The 20,052-nt window shown below is 68.1% G+C and carries 21 protein-coding genes; 4 read left to right on the forward strand and 17 right to left on the reverse strand.

Annotated features, from left to right (window positions below; genetic code table 11):
- Positions 1-74 precede the first annotated feature (74 nt).
- From frr to G1H11_RS16735, 9 genes are all read right to left on the reverse strand, one after another.
- Positions 75-632, reverse strand: a complete 558-nt coding sequence (gene frr / locus G1H11_RS16695) for a ribosome recycling factor (RefSeq protein ID WP_163819740.1) — start codon at positions 630-632, stop codon at positions 75-77.
- Positions 633-712: 80 nt separating this feature from the next.
- Positions 713-1,549 carry a UMP kinase gene (gene pyrH / locus G1H11_RS16700; protein WP_163819741.1) on the reverse strand — a complete coding sequence of 279 codons (837 nt, stop codon included), beginning with the start codon at positions 1,547-1,549 and terminating at the stop codon, positions 713-715.
- 106 nt (positions 1,550-1,655) lie between these two features.
- Positions 1,656-2,474, reverse strand: coding sequence for a translation elongation factor Ts (tsf, locus tag G1H11_RS16705; protein ID WP_163819742.1), 819 nt, complete (start codon positions 2,472-2,474; stop codon positions 1,656-1,658).
- Positions 2,475-2,647: 173 nt separating this feature from the next.
- Positions 2,648-3,592 (reverse strand): 30S ribosomal protein S2, encoded by a 945-nt coding sequence (rpsB, locus tag G1H11_RS16710; protein WP_163819914.1) that lies wholly within the window; start codon positions 3,590-3,592, stop codon positions 2,648-2,650.
- A 248-nt stretch (positions 3,593-3,840) separates the two neighbouring features.
- Positions 3,841-4,911 carry an ABC transporter ATP-binding protein gene (locus G1H11_RS16715; protein WP_163819743.1) on the reverse strand — a complete coding sequence of 357 codons (1,071 nt, stop codon included), beginning with the start codon at positions 4,909-4,911 and terminating at the stop codon, positions 3,841-3,843.
- A complete protein-coding gene (locus G1H11_RS16720; RefSeq protein ID WP_163819744.1) occupies positions 4,911-5,963 on the reverse strand; it encodes an ABC transporter ATP-binding protein in 1,053 nt (350 codons plus the stop codon). Before G1H11_RS16720 ends, G1H11_RS16715 begins: the two co-directional genes overlap by 1 nt.
- A complete protein-coding gene (locus G1H11_RS16725; protein ID WP_425501245.1) occupies positions 5,960-6,841 on the reverse strand; it encodes an ABC transporter permease in 882 nt (293 codons plus the stop codon). The genes G1H11_RS16720 and G1H11_RS16725 overlap by 4 nt, the downstream gene beginning before the upstream one ends.
- 121 nt (positions 6,842-6,962) lie before the next feature.
- Positions 6,963-7,919 carry an ABC transporter permease gene (locus G1H11_RS16730; protein WP_163819745.1) on the reverse strand — a complete coding sequence of 319 codons (957 nt, stop codon included), beginning with the start codon at positions 7,917-7,919 and terminating at the stop codon, positions 6,963-6,965.
- A 61-nt stretch (positions 7,920-7,980) separates the two neighbouring features.
- Positions 7,981-9,558, reverse strand: coding sequence for an ABC transporter substrate-binding protein (locus G1H11_RS16735; protein ID WP_163819916.1), 1,578 nt, complete (start codon positions 9,556-9,558; stop codon positions 7,981-7,983).
- 292 nt (positions 9,559-9,850) lie between these two features.
- On the opposite strand from G1H11_RS16735, the gene G1H11_RS16740 reads away from it, so the two are divergent.
- The 4 genes from G1H11_RS16740 to G1H11_RS16755 all read left to right on the forward strand — a co-directional run bounded on the left by G1H11_RS16740 (position 9,851) and on the right by G1H11_RS16755 (position 13,406).
- Positions 9,851-11,008, forward strand: coding sequence for a peptidoglycan DD-metalloendopeptidase family protein (locus G1H11_RS16740; RefSeq protein ID WP_163819746.1), 1,158 nt, complete (start codon positions 9,851-9,853; stop codon positions 11,006-11,008).
- Between the two features lie 61 nt (positions 11,009-11,069).
- Complete coding sequence (locus tag G1H11_RS16745; protein ID WP_163819747.1) at positions 11,070-11,768, forward strand: SDR family oxidoreductase; 699 nt, start codon at positions 11,070-11,072, stop codon at positions 11,766-11,768.
- A 27-nt stretch (positions 11,769-11,795) separates the two neighbouring features.
- Positions 11,796-12,293, forward strand: coding sequence for a 2,4'-dihydroxyacetophenone dioxygenase family protein (locus G1H11_RS16750; RefSeq protein ID WP_163819748.1), 498 nt, complete (start codon positions 11,796-11,798; stop codon positions 12,291-12,293).
- Positions 12,294-12,443: 150 nt separating this feature from the next.
- The gene (locus G1H11_RS16755; RefSeq protein ID WP_163819749.1) at positions 12,444-13,406 is read left to right on the forward strand and encodes a LysR family transcriptional regulator; all 963 of its coding nucleotides are present in this window, start codon (positions 12,444-12,446) and stop codon (positions 13,404-13,406) included.
- A 60-nt stretch (positions 13,407-13,466) separates the two neighbouring features.
- On the opposite strand, the gene G1H11_RS16760 is transcribed toward G1H11_RS16755, so the two are convergent.
- The 8 genes from G1H11_RS16760 to rplS form a co-directional block, all read right to left on the reverse strand.
- Complete coding sequence (locus tag G1H11_RS16760) at positions 13,467-14,366, reverse strand: tyrosine recombinase XerC (RefSeq protein WP_163819917.1); 900 nt, start codon at positions 14,364-14,366, stop codon at positions 13,467-13,469.
- A 150-nt stretch (positions 14,367-14,516) separates the two neighbouring features.
- Positions 14,517-15,653: a DNA-processing protein DprA gene (gene dprA, locus G1H11_RS16765; RefSeq protein ID WP_163819750.1), complete on the reverse strand. Its 1,137-nt coding sequence runs from the start codon at positions 15,651-15,653 to the stop codon at positions 14,517-14,519.
- A complete protein-coding gene (locus tag G1H11_RS16770) occupies positions 15,650-17,179 on the reverse strand; it encodes a YifB family Mg chelatase-like AAA ATPase (protein WP_163819751.1) in 1,530 nt (509 codons plus the stop codon). Before G1H11_RS16770 ends, dprA begins: the two co-directional genes overlap by 4 nt.
- Complete coding sequence (locus tag G1H11_RS16775; protein ID WP_163819752.1) at positions 17,179-17,535, reverse strand: YraN family protein; 357 nt, start codon at positions 17,533-17,535, stop codon at positions 17,179-17,181. Before G1H11_RS16775 ends, G1H11_RS16770 begins: the two co-directional genes overlap by 1 nt.
- Positions 17,536-17,676: 141 nt before the next feature.
- On the reverse strand, positions 17,677-17,988 hold the full coding sequence (locus G1H11_RS16780) for a DUF2469 domain-containing protein (RefSeq protein ID WP_163819753.1): 312 nt from the start codon (positions 17,986-17,988) through the stop codon (positions 17,677-17,679).
- On the reverse strand, positions 17,978-18,718 hold the full coding sequence (locus tag G1H11_RS16785; RefSeq protein ID WP_163819754.1) for a ribonuclease HII: 741 nt from the start codon (positions 18,716-18,718) through the stop codon (positions 17,978-17,980). Before G1H11_RS16785 ends, G1H11_RS16780 begins: the two co-directional genes overlap by 11 nt.
- A 127-nt stretch (positions 18,719-18,845) precedes the next feature.
- The gene (gene lepB / locus G1H11_RS16790; RefSeq protein ID WP_163819755.1) at positions 18,846-19,559 is read right to left on the reverse strand and encodes a signal peptidase I; all 714 of its coding nucleotides are present in this window, start codon (positions 19,557-19,559) and stop codon (positions 18,846-18,848) included.
- A 22-nt stretch (positions 19,560-19,581) separates the two neighbouring features.
- Positions 19,582-19,932 (reverse strand): 50S ribosomal protein L19, encoded by a 351-nt coding sequence (rplS, locus tag G1H11_RS16795; RefSeq protein WP_163819756.1) that lies wholly within the window; start codon positions 19,930-19,932, stop codon positions 19,582-19,584.
- Positions 19,933-20,052: the final 120 nt, after the last annotated feature.

The following is a 20,052-nucleotide window of genomic DNA, read 5'->3' on the forward strand; positions in this document are numbered from 1 at the left end:
CTCCGGTCATCCGTTCCCGGACACCAGCCCGGCGTTCTGCGTCCCACGACGCCCCCGCGCCGAAGGAGGTCGCCTCAGACCTCAAGGAGCTCGGCTTCCTTATGCTTGAGCAGCTCGTCCACCTGGTCGACGTAGGTCTTCGTCATCGTTTCGAGCTGCTTCTCAGCGCGCGCCGCCTCGTCCTCGCCGACATCGCCGTCGTGGACGAACTTCTCGAGGCTCTCCTTCGCGTGCCGGCGCACGCTGCGGATCGACACCCGGACGCCTTCCGCCTTCTCCCTGGCCAGCTTGATGTACTCGCGCCGTCGCTCTTCGGTCAGCTGAGGCAGGACGACGCGGATGATCTGACCGTCGTTGGACGGGTTCACACCGAGGTCGGAGTCCCGGATGGCGCGCTCGATCGCGGCCAGCGACGACTTGTCGTAGGGATGCAGGGTGATCATGCGGGCGTCTGCCACGTGAAACGACGCGAGCTGATTGATCGGCGTCGGCGCACCGTAATAGTCGACGACGATCTTGTTGAACAGAGACGGGTGAGCCCGTCCCGTGCGGATGGTGGCGAAATCGTCCCTACCGACCGAGACGGCTTTCTCCATCTTCTCTTCGGCTTCGAAGAGTGTTTCCTCGATCACCGCTGCTCCTTTGCTGCTTGGTCACGCTCGTATGCGGCCGCGATACGGGATGGTTGCTCGATTGTCCCGTATCGGCGCCCTCAGCTGTCGATGGCCGTCTCGCCGGTCGCCTCGTCCGCGACCACAGTATGCACCCCGGCAGCGACGATGGTACCGATCTTCTCGCCGCGAATGGCGCGGGCGATGCCATCCTTTTCTCCGAGCCCGAAGACGACGATGGGCAGACCGTTGTCCGCGCACAGGCTGAACGCGGCCGGATCTGCCACGTCGAGGCGCAGAGCGTCGCGGTACGTGACCGTGAGGTACTTGCGCGCTGTCGGATCCTTGCGGGGGTCGGATTCGTAGACGCCGTCCACCCCGCTCTTGGCCATCAGGAGGCGGTCGCAGCCGATTTCCAGCGCACGCTGGGCGGCCACGGTGTCGGTCGTGAAGTACGGCATGCCGGCGCCGGCGCCGAAGATGACGACCCGGCCCTTCTCCAGATGCCGCGCCGCGCGCCGCGGAATGTACGGCTCGGCCACCTGCCCCATGGTGATGGCCGTCTGCACTCTGGTGTCCACGCCACGTTGCTCCAGGAAGTCCTGCAGCGCCAGGCAATTCATCACCGTGCCGAGCATGCCCATGTAGTCGCCCCGGGCCCGGTCCATGCCGTTGTTCTGCAACTCCGCGCCGCGGAAGAAGTTGCCGCCACCGACGACGATCGCCACCTGAACACCATCGTCCACCGCATCCGCGATCTGCGCGGCGATGCCCTTGACCACGTCGGGGTCGACGCCGACCTTGCCGCCGCCGAACATCTCACCCGAGAGCTTGAGCAGCACGCGATGGCCGTGTGGCACCCGCGACACCGGATCCTGTGCACTGGGCGCTTCAATCAGGCCGGAACCGGCCGGCACGCTCTGTCTCGTCTCGGTCATGGTGCCAGCCTCTCATTCGTCCCTGCGCCAGATGTGGCGGTGACCACCGGCAAGCCGCCTCTCGTGGGAGAGAACGCCCCGCCGGTGGTCACCGCGATATGCCTGGTTAGGCGCCGACCTCGAACCGGGCGAACCGGGTGACGGTGACGCCCGCCTCCTTGAGAGCCGCACCGACGGTCTTCTTGGACTCCTTCACCGACGGCTGGTCCACCAGGACGGTGTCCTTGAAGAAGCCGTTCACCCGGCCCTCGACGATCTTGGGCAGTGCCTGCTCCGGCTTGCCCTCCTCGCGCGCGGTCGCCTCGGCGATGCGACGCTCGTTGGCGACGACGTCCTCGGGCACCTCGTCGCGGGAGGCGTACTGCGGGCGCATCGCGGCCACCTGCATGGCGGCGTCGCGAGCCGCGTCGGCGTCGTCACCCGTGTACTCCACCAGCACACCTACCTGCGGGGGGAGGTCGGCGGAGCGGCGGTGCAGGTACGTCGCGACCGGCCCGTCGAACGACACGACCTGACGCACCTCCACCTTCTCGCCGATGACGGCGGCAGCCGCCGCCACCGTGTCGGCGACGGTCCGGCCGTCCGGAAGGGTGCTCTGGGACAGCTCGGCCACGTCGGCCGGCTTCGCGGCAGCCGCCGCGGCGGCGATCTCGGCCGCGAGCTTCTGGAAGTCGGCGTTCTTCGCCACGAAGTCGGTCTCACACGCCAGCTCGATCATGACCGAACCTTCAGCGGCGATCAGGCCGTTGGCGGTGGTCCGCTCCGCGCTGCGCTTGGCTGCCTTCGCGGCGCCCTTGATCCGGAGGACCTCAACGGCACCGTCGAAGTCGCCGTCGCTCTCCTCGAGAGCCCTTTTCGCGTCCATCATTCCCGCGCCCGTGGCGTCGCGGAGCTTCTTCACGTCCGCGGCAGTGAAGTTCGGCATCCCTATGCTTCTCTCTCCGTCAATGGTGTGATCGTCAGGTGCGTCAGAGACGACTGGGCCTCCGGCGCGGCCGGCATCACGCCGGCGGTCAATGTCAGTATCCGCTGTTCTGTTCACGTACGACGGCAGCGGGCCCCGGACACCGCCGGGAACACCGCTGCCGTTCGAGTTCTCTACGCCTGTGAACTCGCCTGCGCCAGCTCGGAGTCGGCCGGCGTCTCGTCCGACGCCTGCGCAGCGGGCTCGCCCGCGGCTGCCTCGTCCTCGGGCTTGGCGGCCTCGGCCGCTTCGCCCTCGGCGGTGGGGCTCTCGGCGGTGGGGCTCTCGGCAGCAGGGCTCTCGTCGCCGACGAGAAGCTCCTTCTCCCACTCGGCCAACGGCTCGTCAGCGGCCACGTCGGCCGTGCCTTCGCTGCCGCCGCGCTGACCCTGACGGGTCATCAGGCCGTCGGCCACCGAGTCGGCCAACACCCGAGTCAGCAGACTGACCGCCCGGATGGCGTCGTCGTTGCCCGGAATCGGGTAGTCGACCTCGTCCGGGTCACAGTTGGTGTCCAGGATGGCGATGACCGGGATGCCGAGCTTGCGCGCCTCGTTGACGGCGAGGTGCTCCTTCTTGGTGTCGACGATCCAGACCGCGCTGGGAACCTTGGCCATGTTGCGCACACCGCCGAGGGTGCGCTCCAGCTTGTCCTTCTCACGCTTGCGCATGAGCAGTTCCTTCTTGGTCAGCCCGGACGCGGCGACGTCGTCGAAATCGAGCTCCTCGAGCTCCTTGAGCCGCTGAAGCCGCTTGTTGACCGTCTGGAAGTTGGTCAGCATGCCGCCGAGCCAGCGCTCGGTCACGTACGGCATGTTCACCCGGGTGGCCTGCTCTCGCACGGCTTCCTGGGCCTGCTTCTTGGTGCCGACGAACAGCACGGTCCCGCCGTGCGCCACTGTCTCCTTGACGAAGTCGTAGGCGCGGTCGATGTAGGACAGCGACTGCTGCAGGTCGATGATGTAGATGCCATTGCGCTCGGTGAAGATGAACCGCTTCATCTTCGGGTTCCAGCGCCGGGTCTGATGCCCGAAATGCACGCCGCTCTCGAGCAGCTGCTTCATGGTGACGACGGCCATGGCCGCGCCTACCTCCTTCATGCCCCTGCAAACTCTGCAGGTGCGCTCGTCGTGGTTTGTCCGCGGCCAGCCGGTTGCCGCCGCGCCTGGTGCCCCTGGTGACCACCGCCAAACCCCGGCCGAGACGGACGAGGACCACGACGGGTGCACCGCGTACGGGACACGCGTATTTGATCCAGAGCAAACTGGATCACCGGCCAGTGTACAGGCACATCGCCGCCGTCGACTACCGCGGGTCAGGTGGCTGATCAGCCGGTGACGCCGTGGAGATGACAGGCCGCTTCTTGCTGGTCTCCGACGAGCTGGAGCACCGGATCATGGTCGGGACACGGCTCGAAGACTTTGGGGCAGCGGGTACGGAACCGGCAGCCGGAGGGCGGGTTGGCGGGGCTCGGAATATCGCCGTGGAGCACGATGCGTTCACGTTCGCGTTCGCGTGCCGGCACCGGAACGGGGATCGCCGACACCAGCGCCTCGGTGTACGGGTGCTGCGGGCTGGCGACCACGCTGGTAGCCGGTCCCACCTCGACCACGCGGCCCAGGTACATGACTGCCACGCGATCAGCGATCTGCCGCACTGCCGCGAGATCGTGAGAGACGAACAGGTAGGTCAACCCGAATTCGCTTTGCAGCCGCCTCAGCAGGTTCACGACCTGCGCCTGGACCGAGACGTCCAGCGAAGCGATCGGTTCGTCGCACACCACGAAATCCGGCTCGCCGGCCAGGGCGCGGGCTATGCCCACGCGTTGCCGCTGACCTCCGGAGAACTCATGCGGGTAGCGGTTGTGGTGGTCCGGGTTGAGGCCGACGACCTCCATCAGCTCGCCGACGCGGCCACGACGCCGGTCCCGGCCTCGATGGAGCCCATGGATGGCCAGCGGCTCGCCGATGGTGTCGCCCACGGTGCGCCGCGGGTCGAGCGAGGCGAACGGATCCTGGAAGATCATCGCCATCCGCCGCCGTAGGGCGCGCAGCTGTGAGCGCTTCATGGAGGTGAGGTCGACGCCGTCGAAGACGACGCTCCCGGCCGTCGGCTCGACCAGCCGCAGCAGGGCGTTGCCCAGCGTCGACTTCCCGCACCCGGACTCCCCCACCAGGCCCAGGGTCTCGCCGCGGCGCACCTGGAGGTCCACACCGTCGACGGCGCGCACGTGCCCGGTAGTGCCCCGGAGTGGGGTGCCGGACCGGATCGGAAAGTGCACCTCGAGATTCGACGCCTCGACCAGGACGTCGCCGGCCGGCGACGCCTGCGCCGGTTGCTCGGTAAGGGCCCCTAGGCCGCCGCGCCCTCCGCGTCCTGCCGGTGCGTCGTCGCTCATCATGCCCCCTCAGGTGCGTAGAAGGTGGCGGCCCGGTGCGCGTCACCGCTACCTGCGACGGACACCAGCGGCGGGACTTCATCCGCGCACCGGGTGTCGGCGCGCACCGGGCATCGCGGATAGAACGCGCACCCTGGCGGCAACGCCACCGGATCGGGCGGCAACCCCGGCATGGTGGCCAGCGGATCGCGATCACGCGCCGGCCGGGGATCGTCGACCAGCGGCATCGCACCGAGAAGCCCACGCGTATACGGATGAACCGGACGATCGAACAGCTCGTCCACGTTTCCTTCCTCGACACACCGACCCGCATACATCACCAGGACGTGATCAGCGATCCCCGCCACCACACCGAGATCGTGGGTGATCCACACGACACCGGTGCCGTGCTCCTCCTGAAGCCGCTGGATAAGCTCCAGGATCTGCGCCTGGACGGTGACGTCCAGGGCAGTGGTGGCCTCGTCGGCGATCAGCACCTTCGGCCCACCGGCCAGGGCGATGGCGATCATCACCCGCTGGCGCATGCCACCGGAGAGCTGATGCGGATACGCGTCGAGCCGGGACGCCGGATCGGGGATCCCGACCTCGGCCAGCAGCTCGCCCGCGCGAGCTCGCGCCGCGCCCTTCGACGCCGTGCCCTGGGCGCGGATCGCCTCGACGATCTGGCGGCCCACCGTGAGAACCGGATTGAGCGAAGTCATCGGATCCTGGAACACCATGCCGATGCCTGCGCCGCGGATGGGGCGCAACTGGTCCTCGCTCAGCCCGATCAGCTCGCGTCCCGCGAAAACGGCGCTGCCGTCGACGTTCGCCACGCCGGAGGGGAGCAGACCCAGCAACGCCAGCGTGCCGACACTCTTGCCCGACCCGGACTCCCCGACGATCGCCAGCGTCTTGCCCGGCTCGACGTCATACGAGATGCCGTTCACCACCTGCGCCAGACCGAGTGGCGTCCGGAACGCCACCCGCAGATCACGCACCGCCAGCACTGGCCCGGCCGGCTGCTCCAGCTGGCCGGCCACGCTCGACCTATCGCTCGCGCCGTGGCTCATCGTGCGCCCTTTCCGGACAGGGTGGACCGCTGACGGGGATCCAGCACGTCGCGCAGAGCGTCACCCAGCACATTGAACGCCAGCACCGTGACGAAAATGGCCAGCCCGGGGAACAACGCCATCCACCAGGCATGCTCGATAAATCCGCGTCCTTCCGACAGCATCCGGCCCCACGACGGGTTGGGTGGCTGCGTGCCCAGTCCGACGAAGCTCAGCGCCGCCTCCGACAGGATGGCGAAAGCCAGGCTGATGGTCGTCTGCACGATGATCGGCGGTGCGGCGTTGGGCAGCACGTGCCGGAAGATGATTCGCGCGTCGCCAGCGCCGCTGGATCTGGAGGCCCGAATGAACACGTCTTCACGGACCGTCAGCACACTGGCCCTGGTGACCCGGGCGAAGATCGGCGTGTAGACGATGCCGATCGCGATCATCGCGTTGTTTTCGCCGCGGCCCAGGATCGCGAGGACTGCGATGGCCATCAGGAGCGCCGGGAAGGCGAACAGCATGTCCATGAACCGCATCAGCGCATCGTCGAGCCACCGGCCGTAATATCCGGCCAGCAGACCGATGAGCACCCCCGCCACCAGCGAAATGCCCACCGCGACCGCTCCGACGCGCAGCGACACCTCAGCGCCGAGCAACACCCGGGAGAAGACATCGCGGCCGGCCTCGTCGGTGCCGAACCAGTGTGATCCGGAAGGGGCCTCCAGCTGCCCGCCGACGAACTGCTCGTTGTGTCCGTACGGTGCCAGCCACTGCCCGAACAGACCGACGACGAGCAGGCCGATGAGCACCAGGCCCGACGCGATGGCCATGGGGTTGCGCACGAGGAGAAGCAGCGTCTCGGCCCAGCGGGGCCGGTGCTTCTCCGTCGCCACGGGGACCGACGCCGTGTCCGGCTCGCTTGTCACCTCGCACCACTCCGTCCCCAGGTCACGCTCGGCTCCTCACTCACTCCGCGAAAGCCCTCGTCCCTCCGGCCCTCACTCCGCTCGCTCGTCACCTCGCCGCTCCCTGATAGCTGATGCGGGGGTCGAGTTTGGCGTAGAGCAGGTCGACGACGAGGTTCACGAGCAGGAAGATCACCGCGAACAGCAGCACCGCGCCCTGGAGCAGTGAGTAATCGCGGGCCTCGACAGCCTGCAACGCCATCTGCCCGAGACCGGGCCACGCGAAGACGATCTCGACGATGACGACCCCCGACAGCAGGTAGGCGAGCTGAACGCCACCCACCGTCACGAGCGGGACCAGGGCATTGCGCAAGACGTGCCAGGTGAGGACGTCACGTGCACGCATACCCTTGGCGCGCGCCGTGCGCACGTAGTCCTGCCCCAGGGCCTCGAGCACCGACGAGCGGACGAACCTGGTGAGGATCGACCCACTCGCCACCCCGGCTGTGACGGCCGGCATCACCAGGTGGCGGGCCCACTCCACGGGATCTTCGGTCAGCCCGACGTAGCCGCCTGACGGGAGCCAGCCGAGGGTGCCCGCGAAGATCAGGATGAACATGATGCCCATCCAGAAGTCGGGGATGCTCAGCCCGGCCTGGCTGCTGACGGTGGCGAACCAGTCCACCGGCGAGCGCGGCTTCAATGCCGAGATGGTTCCGAGCGGCACCGCGATGAGCAGCGCCACCACGATCGCGGCCACGGCCAGCGACAGGGTGGCCGGGATCCGCTCCAGGATGAGCGCCGTCACCGGGCGTCCGCTGCGGAAGCTCACCCCGAGATCCCCCGTCAGCGCCGATCCGATCCAGTTGAAGTACTGCACCAGCAGCGGATCGTCCAGGCCGGACCGGGCACGAAGCGCCTGATACGCGGCCTCGGTAGCCCGCGTGCCCAGGGCCTGGCGGATGGGGTCACCCGGGACCAGATGGATGATCGCGAAGACCAGGATGCTGACCCCGATGAGCACGACCAGCGACTGGAGCAGCCGCCGGAGGACATAGCCGCTCAACGACGGCTCCCCGAAGCGGGGAGCCGACTGCGCTCACCGAGGTCCGGCCATGTGGTGACCATCATTCAGCGACGGTCACGTTCTCAAAGTTGATCGCCCGGTCCGGACGGATCTCATAGCCCTCGACGCCCTCGGCCCAGGCCTGCACGACGTCGGGGTTGTAGAGATACAGGTAGCTGACGTCGTCGACGATCATCTCCGCCGCCTGGTCGTACAGCGCCTTGCGAGCGTCCTGGCCGGTCTCCGACGCGGCCTGCTCGAGGAGGTCGTCCACCTCCGGGTTGTTGTATCCCTGCGCGTTGAATCCGCCTTCGCTGTAGTGCTGAGCGTGGTAGAAGCCGAAGGGATCGAGATTGCCCAGCCACGACCACATGAACGCGTCGAACTCCCCCTCGGCCTGGCGGTCCAGCCACGTGCTGCTCGGCTCCTGCTCAATCTGCACGCTGATGCCGATGTCGGCGAGGTTCGCCTCCATCACCTGGGCGGCTTGGACCCCCTCAGTGTCCTGCACGACCATGATCCCGAGTGACTGTCCTTCCTCAACACCCGCCGAGTCGAGAAGATCCCGAGCCTGATCGGGATCATGGTCAAACGGCGCGTAATCGTGGTACCAGAAGTTGTCCTCGGGAATGGCCGTCTGGTTCACGGTGGCGGCGCCGAACTGCGTGACGTCGACGATCTGCTCACGGTTGATCCCGTAGGCGACGGCCTGGCGCGCCTCCAGCTGGTCCCACGGTTCCACGTCCTGGTTCAGCGCCAGGTACCAGTAATCGACGCTCGGCGAAACGCCGACCTCGATACCGTCCTCGCTCTGCAGGGACTCGATGTCCTGCGGCGGGATGTTGTCCGTCCAGTGAACCTCTCCGGTGCGCAGGGAAGTCAACGCCGTGGTGGCCTCACTGATGTAGCGGAACTCGACCTGATCGACCGACGGCGGGCCGCCCCAATGGTCCTCGAAAGCCGTCAGGGAGATTCCGCTGGCACCCGGCGAGCCCATGGCGAACGGGCCGGTGCCGGCACCCTCGGTCGCGAGGTCGTACTCATCGGCGGCACCCTCGGGGATGATGGCCATCCCCTTGAACCCTCCGACGTTGTCCAGCAGCGCGGGGGTGGGCTCGGTCAAGGTGATCTCGACCGTCTGCGCGTCCGGGGCAGTGATCTCGTCCACCGACGCGAACCGGTACGCGTTGGCCAGCTCTTCGTCGATGATCCGGTTGAAGGAGTAGAGGACGTCGTCGGCGTCGAACTCGCTGCCGTCGTGGAAGACGACGTCGTCCCGGAGCGTGAACGTCCAGGTGAGGCCGTCGTCACTGGTGGTCCATTCGGTGGCCAGACTCGGCTGGAACTCACCTTCATCATCGGGCACGACGAGGGTGTCGTAGACGTTCTCCAGGACCTGGAAGCTGGCGTATGCCGAGGTCACGTGTGGGTCGAACTGATCCGGCTCACCGGAGATGGCGGCGACGAACGTACCTTGAACGGGCGCGGCGTCCCCGTCTTCGTCAGTCGCACCGTTCTCCGCGCCGCTGCCGTCCTGGTCGACGTCGACGTCCTCACCCGTGTCACAGGCTGCGAGCACCAGGGCCGTGCCGAGCGCCGCCGCCGCCATTCGCCATAGTCCTTGCCGTCGGATACGCATCATGCCCTCGTCCTCTCACCAAACTTCACACCGGTCTCGTTCACACCGGCCGCTCGCGATCACGCCGCGGCGCGCGCCGGATTCTCTTGGACCACGCTATACCGCTACTCAGACACCCGGGTTTCGAATCCCCGCCCTGCGCGCTCTCGCAGCCTTTGTTACGGATTCGTGCCCGGGCCGTGACGGTCCACCGCCCGTACGATATCCACAGCCGTGTTTTGGCCGCGGTATCTATCCACAACATCGATTTGACTCTGGGAGAAGCCTTTGGCGCATAGACAAGATCGATGACATGACCTCAATTACCACAGTCCGGACACGATCAACTCCGACGCCGACAGCATGCTGGCACCTCCGACGGCCCGCCGGCCGTGCCGTCGTCGCAGTCCTGGCCGTCATCGCTGCGCTCGTTCCACACACATCCGGCATCGCCGCGAATGCCGAGACGGAACGCCCGCCCGGATCCCGCCCCGCCGGCTGGATCGTCCCGGTCGGATCACCGGGAGAACCACCCGACGTCGTGCGGGGCTTCGATCCTCCCGACAAGCGCTGGCTGTCGGGCCACCGTGGAGTGGACGTGCGTGCACCCGCCGGGTCCGAGGTGCGGGCGCCCGCGGCCGGCCGGGTCACGTATGCCGGTCTCCTTGCCGGGCGCGGCGTGGTGGTGGTGAATCATGGCACGGTTCGCACCACCTACGAGCCGGTCGAGGCGTCGGTGACAGTCGGCACAGACGTAGTCGCCGGCCAGCCCCTGGGATTATTGTCGGGCGTGGGCGGTCACTGCGTACCCGCCGCGTGCCTGCACTGGGGCGCTATCGAGGGTGACGTCTATCTCAACCCCTTGTCGTTTCTCGGCGCCGCTCAGGTTCGGCTACTTCCGTTGCGGGAGAGAACCCTGACGGAGGAGCGCCCTCCTGTCGTTCCCGATCCGCCCACCGGACCGCCGCCCGACATTGACGCGACGCTGGCCTGGCCGGTCGCCAACCCCAGAATCACCTCGCCGTACGGCACGCGGGTTCATCCGATCACCGGAGAACGACGACTACACGACGGGACCGATCTCGCTGCCGCTTGCGGCACACCGATCCGAGCGCCCGCGTCCGGTCGCGTGACCGCGGTGGGCATGCGTGGACCGTACGGACTTCAGGTCGCGGTAGATCACGGGACACTCGGCTCGGTCGCGCTGGAGACGTCGGCGAGTCACCTCTCCCGGCCCGCGGTCAGACAAGGCCAGCGCGTCGACGCCGGCACTGTTATCGGCTGGTCCGGCACCACCGGACTGTCCACCGGATGCCACCTGCATTTCATGGTGCACGCGAACGGCCACGTCACCGATCCCGTTCAGTGGCTTCCGCGCACCGGCCGCGGCGATCTCGACGGGAGACACACGCGGATCGCCGGAGGCGTCGTCCCCCGCGCCCGCGACGCCTCCGCGTCGAAAAGCGGATAGGGGACATTCCCGCGGCGAATGACCCTTCCGCAATCGGCGGCCGGGCCGACACAATGCCTCCGTGACACGTCAGGTACTCGTGGTCGGCGGAACGAGCGGCATCGGGGCCGCCATCGCCGAACGATTCACCGCAGCCGGTGCCCACGTCACCGCGGCAGGGCTCGACGCCCACCGGGCGGCGGGGACCCTCGCGGCGGCCGAGTTCGCCGAGCTGGATCTACGCGAGCCCGAACAGGTCACCAGCCTTATGGCCGGTCTCCCTCGCCTCGATGTGCTGGTCAACGCGGCCGGGATACTCCGCCGCGACGACGAGTTCGACCCGGACGTGTTCCGCGACGTCGTGGCTGTGAACCTCGAGGGCACGATGCGAACCTGCGTAGCCGCTCGTGAGGCGCTGGCCGCGGCCCGTGGCTGCATCGTGAACATCGCCTCGATGCTGACCTTCTTCGGCGGCCCTCGCGTTCCGGCGTACTCCGCCAGCAAGGGCGGCATCGCGCAGCTGACGAAGTCCCTCGCGGTGGCATGGGCCGAAGCGGGCATCCGGGTCAACGCCGTCGCCCCAGGGTGGATCCGCACCGACATGACGGCCGGACTGCGCAACGAGCCCACCGTCAACGGTCAGATCATGCAGCGCACACCGATGCGACGCTGGGGTGAGGCCGCTGAGGTCGCCGGCGCCGTTGCGTTCCTGGCCGGTCCCGATGCGGCGTTCATCACCGGTGTCGTCCTGCCCGTCGACGGCGGATACCTCGCAACCTGACAACGTCATCCACCGAGGAGGAAAACCATGGCTGAAGCTCCGAAGATCACGGTATCCACCGAGTATCCGGACGAGATCGCGGTCGCCGCCCAGCCCGACGACCCCAGGGTCTGGGTCCCGCAGGCGCCCAATGTCTGGTTCCGGCCGCTGATGCTCAACACCGTCACCGGGCAATGGTGCAATCTGCTCAAGGTCACCGCCGCGGGCATCGTGTCACGGCACCGCCATCCCGGCGCGGTCTTCGGCTTTGTGATCAAGGGGCGCTGGCACTACTACGAGCACGAGTGGATGGCCGAAGCCGGGCACTTCGTCTATGAACCGCCCGGCGAGATCCACACGCTGGCCGTGCCGGAGGACTGTGACGAGATGATCACGTTCTTCAACATCATCGGAGCCATGGTCTACGTGGACGAAGAAGGCAACCAGGTCGGGTACGAAGACACGTTCACCAAGATCGACCTCTGCCGCGCGCACTACGCCGATGTGGGCCTCGGCGCCGACTACGTTGACCAGTTCATCCGCTGACGCCGCCTACACAGCTCCCGTCCTAACCCCTGGCATGGGTTAGGGTCGTTGATTTCGGACTTTTCGGGCACATTTACGACCACAACCCAGGCCAGGGGTTAGGACGGGGCCCGGAGGTAAGGTTCGGGGGGCGGGGCGACGGAGGCTGTCATGGACGTATCCAGTGCGTACACCTATCGGCTGGACTGGATTGTCAGCTTCGTCGCCGTTGCCCACGAGGGCGGTTTCTCAGCCGCCGCCAAGGCGCAGCACAGGTCACAGCCTCGGGTCAGCGCACATGTCGGTGAACTAGAACGCGTCCTCGGTGTCAGGCTGTTCGACCGGGCGGTTCATCCGCCGTCACTCACGCCGGAGGGCCGGGCTCTCCTCCCCCACGCCGAGGAGGTCATCTCCCGGCTCGCGGTGTTCAGCGACGTAGCCGCAGGCACTGGCAACGCTGTGCGGGGCGAGGTGCGCGTCGGCATGTATCCGAGCGCCGCGGCGTCCTTGTACCCCGACCTTGTCCGCAGCCTCCACCAGGACATGCCGTCGGTCACGACGGTACTCCGCGAGCGCGACACGCTGACCCTGGAACAGCTGCTGGTGAACGGCGACATCGATCTCGCCGTGCGCCCGATTCTGCCCCTCGCCCGCGACGACCGGCTCAGCTACCGGCTGCTGTGGCGCGAGCCCCTGGTCGCGGTGGTCCCGGAGGGCCACCCGTGGGCAGGCCGGCCGGAATTGCCCCTTGCCCAGCTGGCGACCTGCGCGCTAGTCACCATCGGCGAGCCCGACGGCGGCACGCGCCAGTTCGAGACGAATCTGGCCTTCGCCGAAGCCGGTCTGCAACCCACCATCGCCTTTCAGACCAATCAGCCACAGACACTCGCCGCGCTCGTGAGGTCAGGGCTGGGCATCGGCGTCACCAATGCTCTGGCGATGACCGTCGCCAACTGCGAGGGCGTCGAACTCGTGCCGCTCGGCGGCACGAACGTCGAGCGGCGCGTCGCCGTCTGGTGGCACACAGGCCGGACCGGCTCGGCGGCGACGATGCTGGCGCGGGATGTGATCGCCGGCCTTCCGCCTCCCGTGGTTCTCGCGGCTGCGGCGGCGCTCCCCACGGACGACGAGTAACGGGCCCGCGGGACTCTCCTGCCATCGAGCAGGAGCGGCGCACATCGGGCGCGAGGCGGCTCAGGCGCGCGGATGCGCCTGACGGTACGCCTTGCGCAACCGGTCGACGGAGACATGGGTGTAGATCTGGGTGGTGCCGATCGATGCGTGACCGAGCAACTCCTGAACGGAGCGCAGATCCGCCCCGCCCTCCAGGACGTGGGTGGCGGCGCTGTGCCGCAAACCGTGCGGGCCGAGGTCCGGCGCATCGGGTACAGCGCGCAGACGAGCGTGCACCATGGACCGTACTGCTCGCTGGCCGATCCGCCCGCCGCGCACACCCACGAACAACGCCTGCCCAGCCGCAGATCCGGCCAGCTCCGGGCGCCCGGCCGTGGTCCACGCCTCCAGGGCACGTTCAGCCGGCACCCCGTACGGCACACTACGCTCGCGGCGACCTTTGCCCAGCACTCGCACCACTCGGCGGCCGGGATCGACGTGGTTGAGGTCGAGGCCTACCAGTTCGCCGACGCGCACGCCTGTGGCGTACAAGAGCTCCAGGATGGCGTGGTCTCGCATCGCCACCGGATCACCGTGGGCGGCTTCGGCGGCGAGACCCTCGAGCAGGGAGTCCGCGTCTCCGGGGCGCAGTACGTCGGGCAGGTCGCGCTGCGCCTTGGGAGAGGCGAGCCGCGCGCCGGGGTCGGTGGCGAGCAGACCCGTGTGGTGTGCCCAGGCGGTGAACATCCGTACTGCCGATGCCCGCCGGGCCAGCGTGGAACGAGCTCGGCCGCGGGTGTGCAAGGACGCCAGCCAGCTGCGTAGCACACTGATATCGAGCTCGCCAACCTCGGTGTGTCCCATCCGGGCCGCATGCTGCAGCATCGCGGACACATCTCCGACGTAGGCCCGGACCGTGTGCTCGGAACGGTCGCGCTCGGAGACGAGATGCCGGCGGTAGTCCTCCAGCGCCTCGGCCATCGGCTCGGGCAAGGCCGGGGAGGCCGTCGGCGCAGCGCCCTGTCCAGTCACGTACTCACGCTGCACTGCAACCGGCGCCGGGTCAAGCACCGCCACACCACCAGACAGGAACGCACGTCACCGCCGTGGGGAACGCAGTACCCGCAGGCGTCAGACGGCGCCAGGGACCCGGGCCCACCCCTCCTGCAGGTGGGTGACCAGTCCACCGGCCTCGAGGGTGCGCAACGACGTCTCGAGAAAGCCCGCCAGAAACCCGCTCTGCCGGGAGAGCGCGTCCACGGTGACGGCGCCGAACGCCGGCAACCGTTCATAGACGTGGCGGACGTCGGGGTGGTACGAGTCCAGCGGCCGTTGTGCGCCGGTTGTCATCGGCGCGGCATCCACCCCCAGTCTGCCGGCCGCATCGATCACCTCCCGCGCATCGGTGACGAGAACGCCGCCCTTGTCCCGGATCCACTCGTGGCAGCCGGCCGACAGGTCCGAGGTGACCGGGCCGGGCACCATCATCACCTCGCGCCCGAGCTTGGCCGCCCAATGTGCGGTGCTCAGCGCACCGGAACGCAACGCCGCCTCGACCACCACGGTGCCGGCCGTCAGGGCGGCGATGATCCGGTTACGGGCGATGAACCTGGACCGCATCGGTTCCATCCCGGGCGCCACCTCGCTGATCACCAGCCCGGCCTGAGCGATGCGGGCCAGCAGCTCACCATGGCTTCGGGGGTATGCCATGTCCACGCCGCACGCCAGGACCGCCAGCGTGGTACCTCCCATGGCCAGGGCGCCTCGATGCGCCGCCGCGTCGATCCCGTAGGCGGCACCCGACACCACCGCCCACCCTGCCGTCGCCAGATCCGCGGACAGGTCACCTCCCACACGCACACCGTACGCCGATGCCGCACGGGCGCCGACCACGGCGACGGCCTCCGAGCCGCATGCCGCGAGCGAGCCGTTCCCCCGTACCCAGAGGCCGAACGGCGGCGGCACGGCGTCCGCTCCCGCGTCGAGGGTGGCCGGCATCGAGTCGAGCGCCGCGGGCCATTCAGCGTCTCCCGGGCAGACATAGCCAATGCCCAGCTCCGAAGCTCGGGCGAGGATCGCCGCGCCGTCCACGCCCCGCGCCCGGCGAGCCAGCACTCCTTTGGGATCCAGCTTGGCGTCCTCGCCGGTCACAGCCTCCCAGACGGCGACCGGCCCCGACGACTGCACGCGCTTGGCCACCGTGAAAGCACCCGGCTCCACGACCGCGGACAGGGCCGCTCTTGCCTCGCGGTCCAGATCGCGGCTCACGGCGCGTCTCCCAGCCGCAACGTCACCGCGTCCAGGACGTCGTCGCGCGTTGGCCGTGCATGCCCCGCCAGGTCGGCGACCGTCCATGCCAGCCGCAGGATGCGCTCAACGCCGCGGGCCGTGACCGCGCCGCGCCGCAACTGCTCGAATGCCGGTGCCGTCACGTCGGCGGCCACGGGGAACTCCCTGCGGAGATAGCCCACCGGCACCTCACTGTTGACCTTCCACGGGGTCTCATGCAGCCGTTTCGCCTGCCGTTCCCGGGCGACCGCCACCCGCTGCGCCACGGCGGAGCTGGCCTCGGCACGCCCCAGGCCGGCATCGATCTCGGTGACCGATGGCGGCTCGACCTGCTGATAGATGTCGATCCGGTCCCGGACCGGACCCGAGATGCGCTGCTGGTAACGGCGGATCGAGTGGGGCGGACATTCGCAGACCCGGAACCGGCTGCCGTGATTGCCACACCCACACGGATTGCGCGCGAGGGCGAGCAGGAACGACGCCGGAAACACCGCCGTGGAGTTGGCGCGCGACACGACGAGCTTTCCGTTCTCCAGCGGTTCGCGCAACGACTCGATGACCGGCCGGGCGAACTCGGGTGCTTCGTCGAGGAAGAGCACGCCGCGGTGGGCCAGGCTGGCCGCACCCGGGCGGACGATCTGGCCGCCGCCGACAACGGCGGCCGCCGTTGCGGAATGATGAGGGTCGGCGAACGGCGGACGTACCACGAGCGGGCGGTCAGGGGGCAGGACACCGGCGACCGAATGGATCGCGGTCACCTCCAGGGATTCCTCCGTGGAGAGGTCGGGCAGCAATCCCGGCAGCCGCCGGGCCAGCATCGTCTTCCCGGCACCGGGCGGGCCTTCGAGGAGGATGTGATGATGTCCCGCAGCCGCGACCTCGACGGCCCGCTTGGCCATCTCCTGTCCGGCGACGTCGGCCAGGTCAAGGCCGGGATCCACGGGGGCCGGAGCGGGCGGCGCCACGTACTGCTCGGCCGGCTCGTCGGGGATCTCGCTGCCCCGCAGGAAAGCGAGCACCTGCCGCAGCGACCGCGCGCCCACCACCTCCATCTGGGGCACCTGGCGTGCCTCACCCGAGTTCGGCTCGGGCACGACGACCCGGCGCAGACCCGCCTTCCATGCCGCCAGCACGGCTGGCAGTACGCCGGGGACGGACCGGAGGCGACCATCCAGCGCCAGTTCCCCGAAGAACACCACGCCGGCGGTCGCTGTCTCCGGCACCTCGTCGGCGGCACTGAGAATAGCCACGGCTACCCCGAGGTCGAAATGGCTGCCCCGCTTGGGCATCGCGGCCGGAGACAGGCTGACAGTGATTCTCTGTAGGGGCCATTCCTCATTGCTGGATAGCACAGCCGCCCGCACCCGGTCCCGCGCCTCGTAGAGGGACGCGTCCGGCAGGCCGACAAGGCTGAACCCGGGCATGCCGCCGAGGTGCACGTCGATGTCGACCACGGCCCCCTGGACCCCGATGAGGGCCACGCTGCGGCAACGGCCCAACCTCATCAGAACGCACCTCGCACGTGCTCGACTCGAGGTGGCTCGTCCGGGCGCCGGTGCACTGCGATCACGTCGATGCGCATCGGCCTGCCGCGGCGGCCGTTGGCCTCCAGCCACGCCAGAGCAAGCCGGCGCAGTCTCGCGCCCTTCTCCCGGGTAACCGCCTCCAGCCCGGAGCCGAATCCCAGACCGCTGCGGGTCTTGACCTCACAGACCACGACGACGTCGCCTTCTTCGGCGACGATGTCCAGCTCACCGGCGGGGCACCGCCAGTTCCGGGCCAGAATCCTCAGCCCGTCCTCTTCCAACCGGCGTACGGCGATCTCTTCGCCGTAGGCCCCGACGCCATCCTTGACTCGCACCGGTACCACCTCCGGTGACAAGCCTGCCGGTCACGGTCGCGCTTGGGCGCGCTCCGGATCGATTTGTGGACGGCGCAGGGGTCGGAATGCCGCCTGTGGACAACTCCGGCAGCGCGACCACGCGCACGAACGCGAGAGCGGTCACTCCTCCTTGGGGATCTCCAGGTCGCTCTTCGCTAGCTCCTCGACGTTGACGTCCTTGAACGTGACCACCTTGACGTTCTTCACGAATCTGGCCGGACGATACATGTCCCACACCCAGGCGTCGCTCATCGTGACCTCGAAGTAGATCTCCGTGCCCTCGCCGCGGACCTGAAGGTCGACGTTGTTGGTGAGGTAGAAACGCCGCTCGGTCTCCACCACGTAGGAGAACAGGCTCACCACATCGCGGTACTCGCGATACAGCGACAGCTCCATGTCGGACTCGTACTTCTCAAGATCTTCAGCGCTCATGTTCCAGCTCCCCTTCTTGCGCCGTCCCGGCGAACACCGTCGTGGAAACGGTCGCGGGTGCCTGGTTACCGCCAACAGATATCACGCGGGCCACGTTGGCGTACGACCGCCGGTGCGCCGGGCTGGCGCCCAGCGCGCGCAGCGCCCGCTGATGATCGCTCGTCACATACCCCTTGTGCTCGTCGAATCCGTAACCGGGCCACTGCTCGTGCAACTCACACATGATGCGGTCCCGGGTTACCTTCGCGATCACCGATGCGGCGGCGATACACGCCGCCACCTGGTCACCCTTCCACATGGCCAAGCCCGGGACATCCAGGCCCGCCACCGGGAAGCCATCCGTCAGCACGTACCTGGGCGGGCAGTCCAGCCGAGCCAGTGCACGCCGCATCGCCTCGATGTTGCAGCGATGCAGGCCCACTCGGTCTACATCGGCGGGTTCGACCACCACCACCGACCACGCTACAGCGCGATCGACGACTTCCTCGTAGGCCCGCTCCCGGGCTGCGGGCGTCAACAGCTTCGAGTCCGCGAGTCCTGGTATCCGGCCACGCTTGCTGTCGGCGAGAATCGCCGCTCCCACGACGAGCGGGCCGGCGCACGCCCCCCGGCCGGCCTCGTCGGCGCCAGCCACCGGCGCGAAACCGGCCCGGGCGAGCACTCGCTCATAGGCGTACAGCCCGGAGTCCCGGCGCACCGGTAGACGGGGGCGGTCCACGAGTATCGTCATGACGAGCCCAGCTTACGAACTGCCAGAGGCGCCTGGACACCCCGACACACGCCACCGCCCAAACCCGTGACTGCCGTGCAAGTCCGGCGACGAGGGCAGGTACCCACCCCGCCGTGGCCGGGTCAGGTCACTCCGGGGGCGGGACATCGTCGAACGCGTCGCCGGCCGACACACCGGACCATCTGGAGATCGGCCACACGACGGCGAACGCCTTGCCGACTACCAGATCGTCGGAGAACGAGCCGTGGATGCGTGAATCACCCGAGTTCGAACGGTGATCTCCGAGGACGAACAGCTCACCGTCGGGCACCGTGACACTGAAATCGGTCTGGGACGCCGCGTCGGTGGGATAGACATACTCCGCCTCGTCGATCGGGACGCCGTTGACCGTCAGCAGGCCGTCGTCGTCGCAACACTCGACGGTGTCCCCGCCCAGGCCGACGACCCGCTTGATCAGATGGCCCTCGGAGTCGTCCGGCAGCACGCCGACGAACTGGAAGAAGCCCTTGATCGAGCCGCCGATCCCGCCTGTTCGTTCAGGTTGTGGCCCGAGCCAGCCGTTAGGGTCGGCGAAGACGACCACGTCGCCCCGCTCCACCTCTCCGAAGCGAAGGCTGATCTTCGAGACCATGACCCGGTCACCGATATTCAGCGTGTCCTGCATGGACTCCGAAGGAATCAGGAAAGCCTGGACCAGGAAGATCCGCACCACCGTGGCGATGAACAGCGACAGCACCACCACGATGGCCGTCTCCTTGAGGATCGCCCACCCTCGGCGTTCCTTCTGTTTGGGAACTCCGGGTTCCTCCTGGCCTCCAGGAGGAACGCTCTCCTCGATCACGCCTTCTCCCAGCTGGTGGTGGTCAGGCGGTTTCGCGCTTCTCGCGGATCCTCGCGGCCTTGCCTCGCAGATTACGCAGGTAGTACAGCTTGGCTCGCCGCACGTCTCCGCGGGTGACGACCTCGATCTTCTCGATGATGGGGGTGTGGACGGGGAACGTGCGCTCGACCCCCACACCGAAGCTGATCTTGCGAACCGAGAAAGTCTCCCGGATGCCCGCGCCCTGCCTGCGGATCACCACGCCTTGAAAGACCTGGATTCGGGACCGGTTACCTTCGACCACCCGGACGTGAACCTTGAGGGTGTCGCCGGCCCGGAAGGCCGGAACATCGTCGCGCAGCTGAGCTGCATCTACGGCATCGAGCGTGTGCATGTCGTTTCGCTTCCTTGCAGGCGCCACGGGTCACCCACAGTGTGAGGGGGATTTCACAATCCCGGCATCCGCAGCGGCGCTCCCCCCGTGGCAGGGGCAGCCAGCGTGCCGGGCACGGAA

The sequence above is a fragment of the Phytoactinopolyspora alkaliphila genome (assembly GCF_010550695.1).
Taxonomy (GTDB): Bacteria; Actinomycetota; Actinomycetes; order Jiangellales; family Jiangellaceae; genus Phytoactinopolyspora; species Phytoactinopolyspora alkaliphila.